Here is an 18132-nt window from a genome sequence, read left to right as displayed (position 1 = left end):
GTATGCAAGATCCACTATTAAATTCGTTAATCTATGTCAGTCGTTACTACGGCTTAGCGAATTCACCAGAAGCGCTGATAAACGGTTTGCCTTTATCAGAGGGCAAACTCACGCCCTTCCTATTTCCACGTTCTGCGGAGCGTGCAGGTTTGGTCGCGAAAGAAAACCGTGCAGAGCTCAATTCAATATCCCAATTAGTGCTGCCAGTGGTACTGCTGCTCAAAGGTGGCGACGCCTGTGTATTGAACAGCATTAACGGCGAACAGCAAGAAGCAGAAATTGTCACCGGTGAATCGGGTTTGGTGCCAATATCAATTCCGCTAGAAGAGTTGCAGCAACTCTATACGGGTCGTTACTTCTTAGTTAAAAAGCAGTTCCGCTACGATGAACGTTCACCAGAAGTACTCAAAACCAAAGAGGGACACTGGTTCTGGAGTACGTTATGGCAATCTCGCAGCATCTACCGCGATGTATTGATCGCCTCAATCCTGATCAACTTATTCGCCATCGCCGCCCCAATGTTTACTCGCTTGGTTTATGACAAAGTCGTGCCTAACTTAGCTTTTGAGACTCTCTGGGTTTTGGCGAGTGGTATCTTTGTTATTTTCCTTTTTGACTTGATCCTCAAATTAATGCGCAGCTACTTCATTGACGTTGCAGGGAAAAAGTCTGATATCTTGATTTCATCCAAGCTATTTAGCAAAGTGCTTGGCATTCGTATGGAGTCACGCCCACCATCAGTCGGGGCGTTTGCACGTCATCTACAAGAGTTTGAATCCATCCGCGAGTTCTTTACCTCTGCAACGATTGGCTCACTGATCGATCTCCCATTTGCCATCCTGTTTTTACTGTTGATTTGGCTGATGGCGGGGCATTTAGTATTCGTACCTATCGCGGGTGTAGTGTTCCTAATCATTTACTCTCTTTTAATCCAAGGTCCACTGCGCCGAGCAATTGAAGAAGGCTCTCGCCTTGCGTCGCAAAAATATGCCAACTTAATTGAGAGTTTAGCGGGACTAGAAACAGTGAAATTGTTCGGCGCACAAAGCCAATTTCAGTTCCGTTGGGAAGAAGCGGTGGCGCACATGGCGAACTGGAATATTAAGAGCCGCCGTATTACCGATAGTATTCAAAACACCGCAGGCTTTGTACAACAGTCATGTAACGTTGGTATGATCATCTTTGGTGTCTACCTAATTGCCGAAGGCAACCTCACCATGGGTGGTCTTATTGCAGCAACGATGCTAAGTGGGCGCGCGATTGGTCCAATGGTCCAGTTATCCGTTCTTTCCGCTCGCTACAACCAAGCTAAATCGTCAATGACAATTATTGAGCAAGTGATGGCTATGCCGGATGAACAAGAGGAAGGGAAGCGTTATATTCACCGCCCTATCGTGCATGGCAAAATTGAGTTGGATAACGTGACATTCCACTACCCTGACTCGCCCATTGCTTCAATTCGCAATTTGAGCCTGACCATTAATCCAGGAGAAAAAGTGGCGATCATTGGGCGTATCGGTTCAGGTAAAACCACGCTTGAGCGATTGGTTCTTGGTCTCTACAAGCCAACTGAAGGTCATGTTCGCATCGATGATACAGACATCGATCAACTGCATCACATTGATATTCGACGTAACATTGGCTGTGTTCCGCAGGACTACCACCTGTTCTACGGCTCCATCCGTGACAATATAACCTTGGGTCGACCTCTGGCTGACGATCGCGATGTGATGGATGCAGCCAACCGAGCAGGCGTCACCGTATTTACCCAACAAGATCCCGCAGGTCTTGAACGCCAAGTTGGTGAAGGTGGTCAATTACTCTCAGGCGGACAACGTCAGGCAGTATCAATCGCACGAGCCATTTTAGGGCGACCTCCGGTCTTGCTGATGGATGAACCCACTAGCGCAATGGATAACCGTTCAGAAATGCACATCAAGCAACAACTGGCGCAACTGAAGCAGAATGAGACTCTTATCCTCATTACACACAAAACATCGATGCTGGATGTGGTTGATCGCATCATTGTAATGGAGAAAGGTGCGGTGATCGCTGATGGACCAAAAGCCGAGGTACTAAGCAATCTAATGCAAGGCAAAGTGAGAGCGGCAAGTGCATAATAAATATTGCCCAACTTCACACCTTGACAAATAACTGACAAATCCGCCTTTATATGGGCGGATTTATTATTTCAAAACACCAATGCATACCAACCTATAAATAACACTTATATATTTAAAAGTTATTGATAATGCACGTAAAACAACTTTTACACATGCAATGTGCACTATTTCTTCACTGAGGTACTTTTATGAGAAATTTAATATAAAACAGAGGTGATAAAGCGTGTTAATTCCGCTATGGTAGGGAAGAAAGCCTGTCATACTTGAGTAACCTCCACTGGGTAAGCTATCTCAGGTATAGACAAAAAATAACTACAATCTCGTTAATTTTCTATTGCTGATAATTGGCATTCAATTGCTAATTTAATCCATTTGCTGCTTAAAGGAATTAAAATGAAAACCGTCGCTACACTTCTATCTGGTCTTTTTCTTGCTGCTGGTGCGCACGCAGAAGTAACAATTAACATACCTGACAATGTGCAAGTACTGGCTGTGAATGCTGAAAAACCCGACCTAGAGGGCGGTCTATTCAGTTCAACCAAAAGCATCACTCTGGCAAATGGTGAAAACCAAGTCGTATTCCGTTATACACCTTACTTCTCGCAAGGTAACGATCGCGTTATCGTTGAAAGCACTCCGGTCATCACAAAGTTCACCGCTAACAATCAGCAACTGAGTTTAGACCTACCTGAATATCGCAATGAACGCGAAGCAGAGAAACAAATCAAAGCTTGGCAAGTCACGCTTATTGATCAGCAAAACCAGCCAATTGCTCTGACTCAAGATGTGCTTCACAAAGATGGTATGCAGATTGGTCGCGATTTTGTCCAAGAATCAAAAGAATACAACCGAACTAATGGTGTTGCGGCTTTGAACTCGGGTTCTGCGGTCGCGGTTACTTTACCGGCTAATGTCAAAGTCGATGCAAATACCGCGGAAGAAATGCTGCATTTCTGGTATCAAAAAGCCGATGCGGAAACCAAAGCGAAATTTAAACAGTATATCAACCAGCAGTAATTGGTAGTGGTGGCATGAAACTGGACAATCTATTTACCATCAAGGTCGATGACGAGATACAGCTTGCCCTAGTTGAAGAGAGCTTTGCGCCAATTTATGCCGAGATAGTCAGTGAGCAACTCGACTATCTTTCGCAATGGCTCGCTTGGCCACCCTACTGTCGATCAGAGCAAGACTTTCGTCTGTTTATTGCTCGCTCACTTGACGATTATGCGCAGGGTAAATCTCTCACCTGCGCCATTACTTTCCAGGGTAACGTCGTGGGTAACTGCAGTTTTAACACTATCAATCACGATTTGAAAAAGGTTCAAATCGGTTATTGGCTGTCTCAAACGCAAACCGGCAAAGGAATCGTGACTCGAGTAGTCAATAAACTCATCGATCTCGCATTTACTAAATATGAAATGGAAAAAGTTGAGCTGTTAGCTGCCGTCGATAACTGGTCGAGCCGCGCGGTTGCTGAGCGATGTGGTATGTCATTTGAGGGCGTGATTACTAACAACGAGAAAGTGGGTGATCGCATCCTTGATCACGCAGTGTACGGCATCCACCATCAAAAGCGCCTCTAGTCATTTGAAATAACCAGCAACCCGGCTTTATGCTGGGTTGCTAACCATCTTGTTAAACTTACCCCTTGAGCCGTGCCTGATCGCTCGCTAGTGTTCTAATTACAACAAGACGTTAAGTGATATCACAGATTCATTATCATTAATCACCCAACTCATTATCACCATGGTAACATACGTCTTCTTCCGTCGTTTGTATGCCCACTATGAGTAAACTATTAAAATTCCTCTCCGCGTTGGTTGCCGTTTCTGTTGGCTTTTTTGCTACCGACCTAATCGATTTTTTCCAAGCCTCACCCAAAGTATCACTCGATAGCTATTGCCAGTTGTCTACTGAAGCTTGTACACAAGATGGCGTAATAATCTCAATGAACCAAGATACCGCGCAACCCTTGCAACCTTTTAACTTAAACGTTCAATGGGCAAGTAGCCAAAACGACAACTTAATGCTTACCCTTGAAGGACATGAGATGGATATGGGCACCGCACGCTTTGCCATTGCGCGCACTCTTAATGGTGAATATCAAGCGGATGTATTATTACCCGCTTGCACCATGGATGATATGACTTGGATTGGCACACTAAGCGATGGCAAGCAATCTGTTAACGTGGCAATAAGGATGGCTCGATGAACAAAAATTGGTCACTAATCTTGGTCGTCGCATTTAGCTTAGGCTTTGGACTTAAACTCTTCTTCGATAATCAACAAGATCAAACTGGGAACACCCCGACACAAAGCGCAGCCCTCTTTGAGGGAGCAAACCAACAAAATGTCGATCTATTCGATGAGACAGATCCTCGTATTCGCGTGGTGTATTTTGGCTTCACCCACTGTCCAGATGTCTGTCCAACTTCACTTGCGATGCTATCGGCTGCCTTAAAACAACTTGATCCTGCACAACAAGACAAAATTCGTCCTATCTTTATCACCCTCGACCCTGAGCGCGATGTGGCAAGCAAAGCCCATGAATACGCACAATATTTCCACCCCTCTATCGAAGGGTTGTCAGCGCCGATAGAAGTCACTAAGCCGTTAGCAGAAAAGTATGGCGTGGTATTTAAACGTACCGAGCTAAAAGAGTCTCAACTGGTTTATACCATTGACCACAACTCATATTTCTATTTTTTGCAGCCTAACGGTGAACTGATCACTAAAGTGTCGCACACACTCAACCCAGCCCCAATTGTGCTAGCAATTGAAAATCTACAGTAAAACAATAAAGGACTGACTATGAAACTTAAGCCACTGATTTTGGCGACCCTACTTTTAAGCCCACTAGCCCACGCGTCTGACGTTATGCTGCACAACCCTTATGCTCGTGCCACTCCACCGAATGCCGCCACCAGCGCAGTATTTGTCGAGATCATGAACCACAGTGAAAAAGAGCGTGCCATTGTGTCGGCATCAACACCAGCAGCTGGCAAGGTAGAACTGCATGATGTGATTCACGAAGGCGACATGATGAAAATGCGTCAGATCGAAAAAATCACCCTGCCCGCTCATAGCCATACCTCACTTAAACCTGGCAGCTTGCACATTATGCTGTTCGACTTAACCAAGCCTTTAGTTGAAGGTGAGAATATCGAGGTCGAAATCTCCTTCGCCAATGGTGAAACGCAAACGTTTAGTGCACCGATCAAAAAAGTCATGAGCGGTATGAAACACCACCATTGATTATTACCAAGTGAGAAAAGAGGAGGGCTAAGGCTCTCCTCTTTTGCTATTCTGCCCCCGCGGAATCATTCAGGAAGAAAGTATGATTGTAGCAATGCACTTAGAACGTAAAGGTAGAAAGACAGTCACCACTGTCATCTATACTGACTATGTGCATTTCATCCGAGATACTACAAAACAACACTTCGCAGTTTAGCTTGCCCTTGGGATTTAAAATGAATTCAAATGCCAACTCCACCATGACACTCAACCAACTTGGTTGGAGCAATCTATTTCATCAACAACTTACGCTCAATGATCTAGAACACCATCAAATCGCGCGCGTATCAGAGCATCATCGCAGTGGCTACACGTTACTTGCAGAACGCGGACAAAGTACGCTGGCAATCCACAAATCTCTGCCGGATATGACCGTCGGAGATTGGGTGGTACTGGATAATGACAGCCAATTTGTGCGCCTACTAGACAGACAATCGTTATTCAGCCGCAAAGCAGCAGGAAGCAAAGTAGAAGAGCAACTGATTGCTGCCAATGTCAACACGCTATTTATCGTCTGCTCGCTTAATGACGACTTCAACCTAAGCCGGATTGAGCGTTACCTTGCCATTGCCCATGACGCAGAAGTTGAGCCAGTGATTGTGCTAACGAAAGCAGATCTTTGTGACGATAGCGAAGAAAAACGATCTCAGGTACAAGCGTTGGACCCGATGCTATTTGTTGAAACGTTAAATGCACTTGATAGTGAACAGTGCCAATTACTGGCAAGTTGGTGTAAACAAGGCAAAACCGTGGCGTTTATGGGCTCTTCAGGGGTTGGTAAATCAACGCTAGTGAACACCTTACTGGGCGAGCAAACCCAGCAGACCGGTGGTATTCGTGAAAACGATAGCAAAGGTCGCCACACGACAACCAGTCGCTCTCTTCACTTGCTACCTAGTGGTGGCGTGCTGATTGACACTCCGGGAATGCGTGAGCTGCAAATCCATGATTGTGCCGATGGTGTCGAGCAAACATTTAGTGATGTGCAATCACTGGTTGAAAGATGCCGCTTTAGCGATTGTAAACACAACAATGAACCTGGATGCGCGGTAATAAAAGCGCTTGATGCGGGTGAAATTGATGAGCGTCGAGTCACTAATTACCTTAAGTTGATGCGTGAACAAGAATGGAATGGCGCAACGTTGGCGGAACAACGCTCTAAAAGTAAACAATTCACCAAATATTGTCGCTCAGTCCAAAGTGAAAACCGCTCACGCAAGCAATCTTACTAAGAGACTAGTTGAACAAAAACGCAACTAAATAAGCAATAGATTGCGCAGACAACAAGGGGCATTAGCCCCTTTTTTATCTATAAAATAGGGCAAATCGTCAAAATTAGATTCCAAATATGTAGATAATGTTAATATTAAGTTCTATTTTCTAATTATTCCTAGACACAATATCTCAGAAGGATAGTATAAGTTGCTTCTCTTCCACTCGTGGAGAGAACATCAAAACAATAATCAAGGTTACTGCTGTCTCGAGATAGCTGACAAGCAATGTCAGCAACGATTCGACTTTACTTCGATACGATCGATTACCTGGTTTCACACTGATGTAAACCAAGTCATCAGCCGAACTCGTGACACTATAAACCAAAGCAAAATGCAGGATTTATTATGCTTTACAATTCATTTTTAGCTCGGCTTGCACGAGGAAATTTAGTACTACAGATCTTAGCCGGCATAATCTTAGGTGTGGCACTTTCTCTAATCGCTCCTGATCACGCTGTAAGTGTTGGTCTACTCGGTGAGCTATTCGTAGGTGCGCTAAAAGCCGTTGCGCCAATTCTTGTGTTCATTTTGGTTGCCGCATCGATTGCTAACCAAAAGAAAAACCAACACACCTATATGCGTCCAATCGTGGTGTTATACCTGTTTGGCACCTTTGCAGCTGCGCTAACCGCAGTGACCATGAGTTTCCTTTTCCCTACCACTTTGACTCTGGTTTCTGGTGCCGAAGGCGCAACGCCACCGCAAGGCATTGGTGAAGTATTGCATACCCTACTATTCCAATTGGTTGATAACCCAATCAATGCGCTTAAAAATGCCAACTACATTGGCATTCTAGCTTGGGCGATTGCACTTGGTCTTGCTCTGCACCATGCATCTGCATCAACCAAAGCATTATTTGAAGATCTTAGCCATGGCGTATCACAAATCGTGCGCTTTATTATTCGCCTAGCACCACTGGGTATTTTTGGTTTGGTGGCTTCGACGCTAGCAACAACGGGTTTCTCTGCATTAGCAGGCTACGCTCACCTACTTGCGGTACTGCTTGGCGCAATGGCAATTATTGCCCTAGTGATCAACCCACTCATCGTGTTTATTAAGACACGAGAGAACCCATATCCATTGGTATTCCAATGTTTACGTGAAAGTGGTGTGACGGCATTTTTCACTCGTTCGAGCGCCGCTAACATCCCAGTTAACATGGCTTTGTGTGAAAAACTGAAATTGGATGAAGATACCTACTCGGTGTCGATTCCACTGGGTGCAACCATTAACATGGGTGGCGCAGCAATCACTATCACAGTGCTCACACTAGCAGCTGTTCACACTATGGGTATCGAAATTGACCTAATGACGGCGCTATTACTAAGCATCGTCGCAGCAGTGTCAGCTTGTGGCGCATCTGGTGTCGCAGGCGGTTCGCTACTACTGATCCCACTGGCTTGTGGTCTATTTGGTATTCCAAATGAGATTGCGATGCAAGTCGTCGCGGTGGGCTTTATCATCGGTGTGATTCAAGACTCGGCAGAGACTGCGTTAAACAGCTCAACGGACGTGGTATTTACTGCTGCGGTATGTAAGCAAAAACAAAAAGAAAATCGCCCTCACTAAGCTGATAACTCCTTTAAGTTAAACACAACATACTAAAAACCGAGTGCGACAAACACTCGGTTTTTTATTGCCTAAAGATCAGCTCAATCTAAAAATCACTATATAAAATAGGCGGCTGGGGTGGATAGGCTATCGGCTGCCAACGATCGTTGAAGGTGTACTTCGCGTAAAGCATAAAGTGGTTTGGGGTGTAGAATTCCGAACGCTGCAAATCTACCAACGCACCAAGATACCAATGCTTGCTTACCCGCTTTTCTACTGCGGCTTGTAATGACGCACCAAACCCACCACCACGCTCTGACTTACCATTTTCAACCAGATACGGACCATCTTGTTGCGTCCATGAGTTTGAAATTGACCCACTCAATAAGTAAGACCAGGTACTGTCGTAGCGACCGTAGAAGTTAACTGGTAGCGACAGAGAAATATAGCTTTGCGGGCTATAGTAACCACCGTGATACAGCGAGTACTCGCCTAGGTTTTTGTCATAACTCAAATAGATCAAGTTAGTCCCAATACTCAAACGCTGAGTGTCTGTCGCAATCAGTTTGTAATAGCCGCCCCCCAATAGACCAAGACGGGTATTATCCGCTACATTTTCACCGGTTAGAGAGTGGTATTGTAAGCTGCTCCAAAAACCATATGGACCACCGATATCCCAACTTGAGTTGAGCTTCAGTCCAGTACTCACTACCCCGCCCCATTTAGTGCCTTCACCCGAAAGTTCACTGGTTTGCGCAGGCACACTTAACCCCGAATAGGAGAGAGTGCTGCTGGTTTCTGGTCTTCGAGATGCATCAACTGACCAGCCAAACTCCCCCAGATCGCCATTAACACCAACACCACCAACCCATGTGGTATGGTCAAAACCGACTGGTGTCGTACCAATGTCGACCTGCCAATCTTGCGCTTGCCAGCCAATACCCAACGCAACACCCGATGCACTGCCTTCAACGACATTATCTTTTGGCGAATGATCAGGGTCTTTCTCGAAATACTCTAACTTACCGGAATCGACAGCCACATAATCTGCCCTTAGCAGCAGATGCCCATCCCACTCTTCTACTGGAATTCGCGCCTCAATCGGAACTTGGTTAGTGGTGTTATTGCCGTCGCGAGCACTATAATCCCAGCCAAACATCACATGCCCATCGCTGCGATCACGCAATGCATCAATATCCGCTTTTACATTGCGAGTCAGCCAATAATCCGCTGCACTATCATAAAGCTCTCGTAGTGTTAACGAAGATTGATCTGTCTCAGTCAACTGAGGATTCTTTTCCAATCTATCACTATCAAGCGCTTGATATACGCGGCGCTCGGCTAGATTCCATTGCTGGTTATCCATAGCAATCGCTAGACTATTTCGATAGGCGAAGGCATTCGCGTCAGGTGTATTGTCTAACGCCTGATTGAGAGTATTGGCATCCTCGCGATACCCTTGCTGATTAAACACCTCAGCAACGGTCATTAGTTGTGCAGCCGTCAAACTCGATTTCTTTTTCAGCAACAGCAAATGTAAATCATGATAGATAGCGTGCTCATCAATTAAAGCACTCGCTTGCAGCATGCCAATTTGCGCCTGAGTAACAAACGGCTCACTCTTTGTCGACACTTGCTGAAATACCTCAAGCGCTTGTTGCGGTTGGTGTGTGGCGAGCAACACATCCCCTTGCGCCAACAAACGGCGGATATTGAGCTCTTCAAATTGCAACACTTGAGAAACGCTCAGCGACGCATACTCTGCCTGAGATGTTTGCTGTTTGAACCAGTGATCAAAGTCAGCAAAACGCTGCAAACTCACCATCATCTCCCCATAGGCTAACTGATCATCGAACGACCAACTTTGCAAAGGAAAAAGACTGGTGTAGATCTTGTTTGCTTTGTCTGTGCGCTCTATCGCTATCCAAGCAGCGACAATACGCGCAAGCGGCTGAACCTGTCCGGCATATTGGGCTGACAACATATCCAGAGAATCGGTAACAGACTGAGGATCAACCAAATAACGCGACTGCACATCTCTCAACTCAACATCCAATTTCAAACGAGTTAAGTTACGTTGCATCGCAGGCGTGCGGTCGTTTGTATCAATACTCTCTAGTTGTTGAGTCGCCTCTAGCAGGCGATATTCTTGGGCAAGGTACAGTGCGTAAGCGAATTTCATTTCTGGATCTTGGCTAGATTGATTCCAATCAGCCATTAAACGATCAGCACGTTTTTTCTCTCCCAATGACTGAATCACATTCGCAATGTCTAACCTTTGCCAAGGTGAACTCGGATTCAATGCAATGAGCTGATCAGAGGCTTCTCTTGTCATCACGGCGTCATTTTTATCAATCGCCTGGCGTAAATTCACCAAGATGATTTCAGATTCAATTGCCTTAATTTTTTCCGACACCACCAATTTCTGCTTGGAGGAATAATGGTTAGCGATGGATTGAGCTCCTAACCAATCGTTCTGCACAATTCGAGTATCCAAACGTCCACGTAATGCTGAACCATTGAGCGGTTCTAGCTGTAAAGCTTGGCGGTACGCTTTGTCCGCAGCAAGATACTGCGCTTGGCTAACCAGCGAAGCACCCAAGCCAGTAAAGGCATAGGGTTGAGAACTGTCTAACTGAATCGCTCGGCGATAAAACCGTTCCGCTTGAGGGTATTTCCCTTGCGCCATCAATGCGTCACCTTGATCGAGATAACTCCAGTAACGAGAGGTCTCCACCAGCGTCGCCCATTTGCTCGCACTATCTGGATCTTTGTCTAGTGCCTGCGCACGTTGAAAATACGCCAAAGCTCTTTGCTGCTCACCTCGACGCAAATAAACCTTACCCATCCCCCCAAGTATTTCAGGATCATCCGGACGGGTGGTTAATGCATAACGCAACTGAACCGCCGCTTGCTCTGTCTTGCCTTGCTCAAGTAATTGCAGACCTTTCAACTTCGCCAAGTATGTCGGATCTTTGCGCAGCGCTTGCTCGGTATTCCAACGCTGAATAGCGCTTTGATTTGCTCGCTGAATTTCCAAATCTGCCGGATAATAACTGGCTAAAATGGCGTACTGTTGTACCACTTGAGCAGAAATCGGGAGTTGGTCTAACGCTCTTAACCATGAGGTTGCGGCGCTTTTACCCACCGATGGTACTAATGCGAGCTTGTTGTAAGTATCAAGAATCCACGCATCGGCGGGATCTTGTTTACGAATATGGTTTGCCAAAGCCAACTGAAACTGCGGAACGCCCGGATATTCTGCATTAAGTTGTTCCAGACCTTGCTTTACCATTTGCCAGTTTTGAGTAAGGTTGCCCTGTAATTGGAGAAATTCAAGTTGTAAGGCAGCTGACGGCATACCGGTAGGAAAAAGCGTTTTATACGCCTCGATCGCCTCTTGATAACGCCCCGACTTTGCCAGTAACTTAGCGCGCTGATAATCTAGCTTTTTATCGGTTCTAATCGCGATGATTTCAGCAAGATCCTGTGTTTGCGAAGAGTTCGGTGCACTCTGTTTTAAACGTTCGAAAGTCTGTTGTGCTAAAGCAAGCTGTTGACGCTTCAAAAACATATTCGCTTGATAGAACAAACCTATTGGGCTGGTTTCATCTATCGCGAACAACCGTTCTAGCGTGCTTTCAACAATATCATCACGCCCAATAGCGTCAGCCAACTTCAATTGTTCAACCAACCATGCGACTGAATTAACTCTAGCTGCAGAAGTCGAGAATTGGGTTGGTTCAATCGGTTGGTAAACACCCAAGAGTTGCTCTTTGCTTAACGGTTTTGAACTAAAGTTCGCCGCCTGAGCCCCCCCTACTCCACCCGCTATGCAGCACAATGAAACCAACCATGAAGCGCGTCCACTTACTGACATGAATCACTCCACGCAGGCACTAATTCACCATTCAACCCAAAACGGAAATGTCCATCATGCCACCCTAAACCAAACAGAGTCAGCACATTGTCGTAATAATGGTCGTCCCTATCGTTGACCAACAAACGCTTCGCTCTGTCAGCTTGTTGTTGTAATAACTCCTTGTCTGCTGTGGTATGGATGAGCGGCAGTGCAGCGGCAGAAAAACCCGCACTCCCCTTGTTACTATACTTACCCGTCTGAGTATTCACTTCTCGAGGTGGCGCGCCAAGCGCACTCGTTGCCTCAACAAATGGTTGCATTTGCTCCACTAGCGCACGTTTTTCTGTCACACCATCGTCGAGCATCCCCGCCCATAAATAGGTACGAATGGCATTATAGCTGCCAATCGCTCCGGTTATCGGATCGACTTGATACTGCCCTGCCTCCTCAAGAGCCCAGTCAGGGCTAAAGCCCTTCGGCATTGTGTTGGTGATCATATTTACACTAGTCTGGTACATCTCACCCCAAGGTTGCTGAGGGTACAACGAGCGCATACGCTCAAGCAGTTGCAAAGGCACGTAACTAGGATTGACTCGATAGCCATCATCCAACTTGAAACCTTGCGGCGCGGGCAACAACAGCAAGCCACCGTCTTCAATCGTCACCGTTTCTTCACGCAAAATACGGCTAGCCAGCAAATAACCCAGCGATTGATAGTAATAGTTATCCCACAAACGACCTGCTTCAACTAAAGAGTAGGCAATCCACAAATCAGAATCTGACGCCGGATTGCTATCTAACACTCCCCATTGCCCGCTGGCTTTTTTCCCCCACAGCCACGCCGGCAACTGGGCGGTTAAATCCCCCCCAGCTAAGTTTTGTTGCGTCCAATTGAGCAACTGAGCGAAACTCTGTTGGTCGTTGGCAACGAGAGCGAAAAACAGAGCGTAAGACTGACCTTCCGAGGTGGTAATTCGCCGCGAATCACTGCCATCAACCACTCGTCCTTGTTCAATATAGACCGACTTAAAAGTTTGCCACTGTGACCATTCACAACCTTGCGAAAATGCCGATGAGGAAAGAAAAACTGCCACCAATACCATCAGCTTTTTCATTGCTCCTCCTCCTGCTTCTCTAATCGCTTAGTTGCCACTTGACGTAAAACACGCCACAACACGATAGTCACGATCACCACTAATAGTGCCGCAAAGCAAGCAACAATGATCGGATGATTAGAGAAGTGGTACCAAACTAGCTTCCATACTGGCAGTTGACCAACATAATAGTGCTCACCAACGTTGTAGCTTGCTACCTCATCCTTTCGCAAGGTAACGACAGAGCCGAACATATAATCAAACTTACCTGAGTCAATCAAAGCGCTATCGACTAAAGCGAGATCCATTGGCTGTGCTGCCATAATTGCAACCAGACTGCGATTGGCGGTAAACGGACTCTCACTGCCATAAATCGCCGCAAATGCACCGGTCGCATCAACTGACACGAAATCTGCCGCTTGTTGGCTACTGCTGGTTGGGCTCATCCAATTTGACCCAAGTTGCTGCTCATTCTTGGTTGGCAAACGGATTTGACGCTGACCCGCTTCTACCACTAAGTTCACTTGGTTTGGGTCGCTCGCAGCTTGCAACAAACTGCTATCTAAACCGATGCTAAGAATATCTTTATCACTGAGTTGTTGTGCATCCCAGCTATCACTCAACTGTACCTTTATGCCTGGATAGCCTGAATCGGCGCCGAGAGAACCCATCACATTTAAAAATGTTTGCAGTACTTCTATTGGCGCATTTTGTGGGATCACCACTGCGGTTTCAGAGAGATCCGCCATGCGGGTATAAGGGAACCCCGAACTGGCAAATGCACGCATGTTTGGCATTTCGATATAGTGAGGAAAGCCACTAAAATCGATGGTTGAATCACCATCAACTACAGCATATTGCTTGCTCGGTTGCGTCACTTGGCATTGACCATCGGTCACTGATGCGAAACCAAATTCAAACTCTATCTGGTTTTCACTACCGACTTTAAGTGCAGGGATACGCACTCGATCTTCACCACTTAACAAGGTATCGTCGAGTAAAGGAACACGAATTCGATTCGAGTCACCGCCTTGACCGGCAGTGGTTAAGTTAAATGCCTCAATGAATTGATCATTAATGCTCAGAGTTAGACGCGAACCAGAATGGTCTTCCGTTGGCGGCGAATAACGGTAGTTAAGATCCATAGGAATACCGCGACTTTGCCAAGTAAACAGATCAGGTGGTAATCGCAAACTCACATTGATCGGTGGCGGTGTTCTCCCTTCCACTTGTAGCGTAGATTTCTGTTCCACCAATTCTGACAGTGCAACAGGTCGTTCTGTGGTGACCCAGTTGGGCGCATCATAAGGCACTCGCGGCTGAATTTGCGACACACGGTTTATCTTCGCAACCGGACCTGTCAAAAGTTGGTTGCCAAGCGCTAACCCTCTTACTGCGGTATTTAAGTCCGCACTGTCTTGCCCAATTACCAGCAACAACTTAACAAACGGATCGGTCGGATGCGTGATCATTTGCAAACGAGGACCGTCGCTATCGGGGAAATCGCGCAAAAAGTCCGGTTTGTTGTCATTGGTCACAAAAACAATGGCATTGCGCTTAGGTATAGTGTCAAAACTCAAAGGAAACTGTGCGCCACGCCAACCCGCTAAAGAACCAAAGTAAGAGCTAGCCACGCCCGCTGCTTTGATCTCTGCTAAATCATATTGATCGCCCATCACCATAGGTAGATTCAACTGGCTAAAATCACGTACATCAAAGAATGGCGCTGGCAACAAGCTGAGATCGCTCTCTAAACGGGTCTTTTGCACCAACATCTCGATGCGACTGGTCTGACTGATTTCAGCCCAGATACTTGAATCATTAGGATTAGAACAATCTTTTTTTGTGTTGCCGATCAATTCAAAACGTATCTGGTTGTAGTTACTGAAAAAACGCGTATCCAATGGCATTGATAAGCTCAGTTTTTTACCTTGCTGCCCGTCAACAATTGGGGTCACCCCCATCAATTCATTATTCAAATAAACTTTAACATGAGAAACCAGCGACAGTAGCGCTGGTGACGGTGTAATGTCGAAATAGAGGGTGGCTTGAGAGACCACCTCATCCAAACGAGAGCCGAACCCTATGTAGGCACTGGTTTCACTACCTTGAATGGCAATCGAGCTGTTGTAGCCGAGCTGACTAAATGGCACGACTCGTTTAAATACTGACGAATTCTCAAGCTCATGAGATTGCGCTAGCGAGACATTTGCTGACTGATTTACTTCTTGTGCTGCGAGACTACCCGACAAACTCATCAGAGTTATGGCCGCCGTCAACGCTGTTAGTTTTTTATTATTGAGCATGACTTAAGGTCCTGGTTGGGACATAGCGAGGTCTAAAAGACCAAACAAATTTAATACAAATAAAAAGAGCATCAACACAGACTCTAATCGGCGTAGGACTGTGTTTTAGCAAGCGTTTGTATCCATTAAAGCCGACGTGTAAAACGGCTTGCATACTAGATAGAGGCTTATCGGCTTGATAACCTTGTTGCCACTTCGCCCATGTATCCGCGCGAGCAAACGTACATTGGACATACTGTATTTGTTGTTGATGTGACAACTCGTTGAGTTGCATACCAAAGATTCCCTTATGAGCATAGGTGACTGTCATCGGGAAAACGAATTCTTGACCACCACGGTTGAGAATAACTTGTAAAGATTGCCCCTGAAGGTAATGCGCAGCCTCTTCGTCTACACCAGCTATTTCAACCCGAACCCCACCAAACGAAAAATCTTTCATCAGTGCTTGCAGCAAATGACCGGATTTTAGACGCACCGTGATCGGGATAGAGACATCCACTCGGTGATCTTTACGGACCTGTTTAGCTTCCACGGCTACAGCAACTGCTGCGCCTAAAATCAGCAAGTTGTACAGAGTCCAAACAAGGTTAACCAATACCGTACCTATCTCATCTTGCGCGCCCCAACCCAAGCGATATAACCCCACAGCTATACCGACGATATTGAGTGCCACTAAAACGAGGTAGGGTCGAGAGATCACCCAATCGTAGTGCGATTTTTCAACCAAGCCGCCTTTTGCAGTAACGTTGAATGTACCTTTATGGGGCGCAAATAACGCCACCGTGGTTGGTCTGGCGATATACCAAGCCAGCACGGTTTCATAAACCTCGCCCCAGAATGAATAACGATAGTCTCCCTGCATGCGAGAATTGGTCATGCTGGCGTGGATCATATGAGGTAACACGTACAAAATAATCGCTAACGCTGGCGCATAAATTACGTAAGAATGAAGAATCAAAAACGCGAGTGGTGCGATCAAAAAAACAATTCGCGGAATACCGGATAAGAAATGCAGCATCGCATTGGCATAACACAACCTCTGTGACAATTTGAGCCCTTTACCAGTCAATGGATTGTCTACTCGGAATATCTGCGCCATCCCTCTTGCCCAACGAATACGCTGCCCAACATGTGCCGAAAGCGTCTCCGTCGCTAAGCCAGCTGAAATTGGTTGTTTCAGATACGCCGAGCGATAGCCTAAGCGGTGCATGCGCAACGAGGTATGCGCATCTTCTGTCACCGTTTCCACCGCAATCCCGCCAACCTCTTCTAGCGGTTTTCGACGCAAGATAGCGCAAGAGCCGCAGAAGAACGTCGCATCCCACAGATCATTACCATCCTGAATCAGACCATAGAACAAACTCCCCTCGCTGGGCACATTACGGAAGTTTGCCAAGTTTCTTTCAAACGGGTCAGGCGAAAAAAAATGGTGAGGGGTTTGCACTAAAGCCAATTTAGGGTCTTTAAGAAACATACCCATGGTTAGCTGAAAGAACACCCGCGTCGGAATATGGTCGCAATCGAAGATGGCAACATACTCGCCATTGGTTTGCTGCAAGGCATAATTAATATTGCCAGCCTTGGCATGCTCATTGGTTGGGCGTCGAATGTAATTCACACCAACGCTTTGGGCAAAGTCTCGAAAACTTTCGCGCTTACCATCATCAAGAATGTAAATATTGAGTTTATCTTTAGGCCAATCGACACCGAGCGAAGCATAGACAGTCGCTTTAACTACATCTAAATCTTCATTGTAAGTAGGGATCATAAGATCGATGGTTGGCCACGTAGAGACATCCTCCGGCATATCGACCGGTTGACGGTTAAGCGGCCAAATGTTTTGAAAATAGCCCAAGATCAAAACTATCCAAGAGTACGTCTCGGCGAGTAGCAAAATCCCGCCAAGTAGCAAAGCAAGCGGATCGTCCCAGTTAAGCGTGGAAGAATAGCGCCACCAAAGGTAACGACACGATGCGGTCAGCGAGAGAATAATGAGCAACATGGTAGGAAAGCGCCCCGGTAGACGTCGAACCATCATCGCCAATGTCCATAACAAAACAACAAACACCAGCTGCGCTTGATAGCCAAACGGCACCGTAAAGCAAATTAACGCCAATAGCACCACTATAAATAACAATAAGGCGTTAAGGATTGAGATTGATTTTCCCGTGCGCAAAACTTGAGATTGTCGCGATTTTTTCGGTTGGCTAGCTGTTTTCTCTAGCCAACTGATGAGCTTTTCGAACCATTCCAGCGGAAGATAGATCCATTTTCCTATTTGCTGTGTTGCTGCAGAAAACCCATTGCCCAGTTTACTCAACCATGTGCGGTTCACATTTTGTTTAAAGCAAAGTAGCCAAATACCTTGCACGGCAAAACGTATTGGGGCGAATAAACTTGGCGCGGCAAAGTTTACCTGTGGGAAATAGACTAACGGCAACTTCCAAGATGGTACGCCAGCAATAACGGGCTTTAAGAAGACAAAGCTGACACTGAACCATAACGAAAGCAATAGATTACCGAGCCAGTTAGCACGGCAATCCCAAGCTCGTTCATAGACCAGTTTTTGCTGTTCAAACTGTTGCACTACCCAGCGACGAAAGAAGAGATTAAGGCTATGCATAG

General features: G+C 46.1%; 12 protein-coding genes. 8 read left to right on the top strand and 4 right to left on the bottom strand.

Translation table 11 applies throughout. The annotated features are described in order from the left end of the window. Nucleotides 1-2 precede the first annotated feature (2 nt). From GZN30_RS15560 to sstT, 8 genes are all read left to right on the top strand, one after another. A complete protein-coding gene (locus GZN30_RS15560; RefSeq protein WP_075647824.1) occupies nucleotides 3-2120 on the top strand; it encodes a type I secretion system permease/ATPase in 2118 nt (705 codons plus the stop codon). A gap of 396 nt (nucleotides 2121-2516) precedes the next feature. After that, a complete protein-coding gene (locus tag GZN30_RS15555; protein WP_075647823.1) occupies nucleotides 2517-3140 on the top strand; it encodes a DUF2057 family protein in 624 nt (207 codons plus the stop codon). 14 nt (nucleotides 3141-3154) lie between these two features. Further along, the gene (locus tag GZN30_RS15550; protein ID WP_075647822.1) at nucleotides 3155-3709 is read left to right on the top strand and encodes a GNAT family N-acetyltransferase; all 555 of its coding nucleotides are present in this window, start codon (nucleotides 3155-3157) and stop codon (nucleotides 3707-3709) included. Nucleotides 3710-3912: 203 nt separating this feature from the next. After that, nucleotides 3913-4338 (top strand): hypothetical protein, encoded by a 426-nt coding sequence (locus GZN30_RS15545; protein WP_139312168.1) that lies wholly within the window; start codon nucleotides 3913-3915, stop codon nucleotides 4336-4338. Next, nucleotides 4335-4919 (top strand): SCO family protein, encoded by a 585-nt coding sequence (locus GZN30_RS15540; RefSeq protein ID WP_075647820.1) that lies wholly within the window; start codon nucleotides 4335-4337, stop codon nucleotides 4917-4919. Before GZN30_RS15545 ends, GZN30_RS15540 begins: the two co-directional genes overlap by 4 nt. Before the next feature lie 18 nt (nucleotides 4920-4937). Beyond that, the gene (locus tag GZN30_RS15535; RefSeq protein WP_075647819.1) at nucleotides 4938-5381 is read left to right on the top strand and encodes a copper chaperone PCu(A)C; all 444 of its coding nucleotides are present in this window, start codon (nucleotides 4938-4940) and stop codon (nucleotides 5379-5381) included. Between the two features lie 215 nt (nucleotides 5382-5596). Further along, nucleotides 5597-6652 carry a ribosome small subunit-dependent GTPase A gene (rsgA, locus tag GZN30_RS15530; protein WP_075647818.1) on the top strand — a complete coding sequence of 352 codons (1056 nt, stop codon included), beginning with the start codon at nucleotides 5597-5599 and terminating at the stop codon, nucleotides 6650-6652. Nucleotides 6653-7039: 387 nt separating this feature from the next. After that, nucleotides 7040-8263 carry a serine/threonine transporter SstT gene (sstT, locus tag GZN30_RS15525; RefSeq protein WP_075647817.1) on the top strand — a complete coding sequence of 408 codons (1224 nt, stop codon included), beginning with the start codon at nucleotides 7040-7042 and terminating at the stop codon, nucleotides 8261-8263. A gap of 88 nt (nucleotides 8264-8351) precedes the next feature. Here sstT and GZN30_RS15520 read toward each other — a convergent pair whose 3' ends face one another. From GZN30_RS15520 to bcsA, 4 genes are read right to left on the bottom strand one after another with little or no spacing between them, the layout of a single operon-like run. Beyond that, the gene (locus GZN30_RS15520) at nucleotides 8352-12125 is read right to left on the bottom strand and encodes a cellulose synthase subunit BcsC-related outer membrane protein (protein WP_083627121.1); all 3774 of its coding nucleotides are present in this window, start codon (nucleotides 12123-12125) and stop codon (nucleotides 8352-8354) included. Beyond that, the gene (gene bcsZ / locus GZN30_RS15515; protein WP_075647816.1) at nucleotides 12116-13222 is read right to left on the bottom strand and encodes a cellulose synthase complex periplasmic endoglucanase BcsZ; all 1107 of its coding nucleotides are present in this window, start codon (nucleotides 13220-13222) and stop codon (nucleotides 12116-12118) included. The genes GZN30_RS15520 and bcsZ overlap by 10 nt, the downstream gene beginning before the upstream one ends. Beyond that, nucleotides 13219-15507: a cellulose biosynthesis cyclic di-GMP-binding regulatory protein BcsB gene (gene bcsB / locus GZN30_RS15510; protein WP_075647815.1), complete on the bottom strand. Its 2289-nt coding sequence runs from the start codon at nucleotides 15505-15507 to the stop codon at nucleotides 13219-13221. The genes bcsZ and bcsB overlap by 4 nt, the downstream gene beginning before the upstream one ends. Next, nucleotides 15497-18130, bottom strand: a complete 2634-nt coding sequence (bcsA, locus tag GZN30_RS15505) for a UDP-forming cellulose synthase catalytic subunit (RefSeq protein WP_075647814.1) — start codon at nucleotides 18128-18130, stop codon at nucleotides 15497-15499. Before bcsA ends, bcsB begins: the two co-directional genes overlap by 11 nt. Nucleotides 18131-18132 lie beyond the last annotated feature (2 nt).

The sequence above is a fragment of the Vibrio ponticus genome (assembly GCF_009938225.1).
GTDB lineage: Bacteria > Pseudomonadota > Gammaproteobacteria > Enterobacterales > Vibrionaceae > Vibrio > Vibrio ponticus.
The sequence above is the reverse complement of the archived record's forward strand: the minus strand, read 5'-3'. Positions and strand labels throughout refer to the sequence as shown.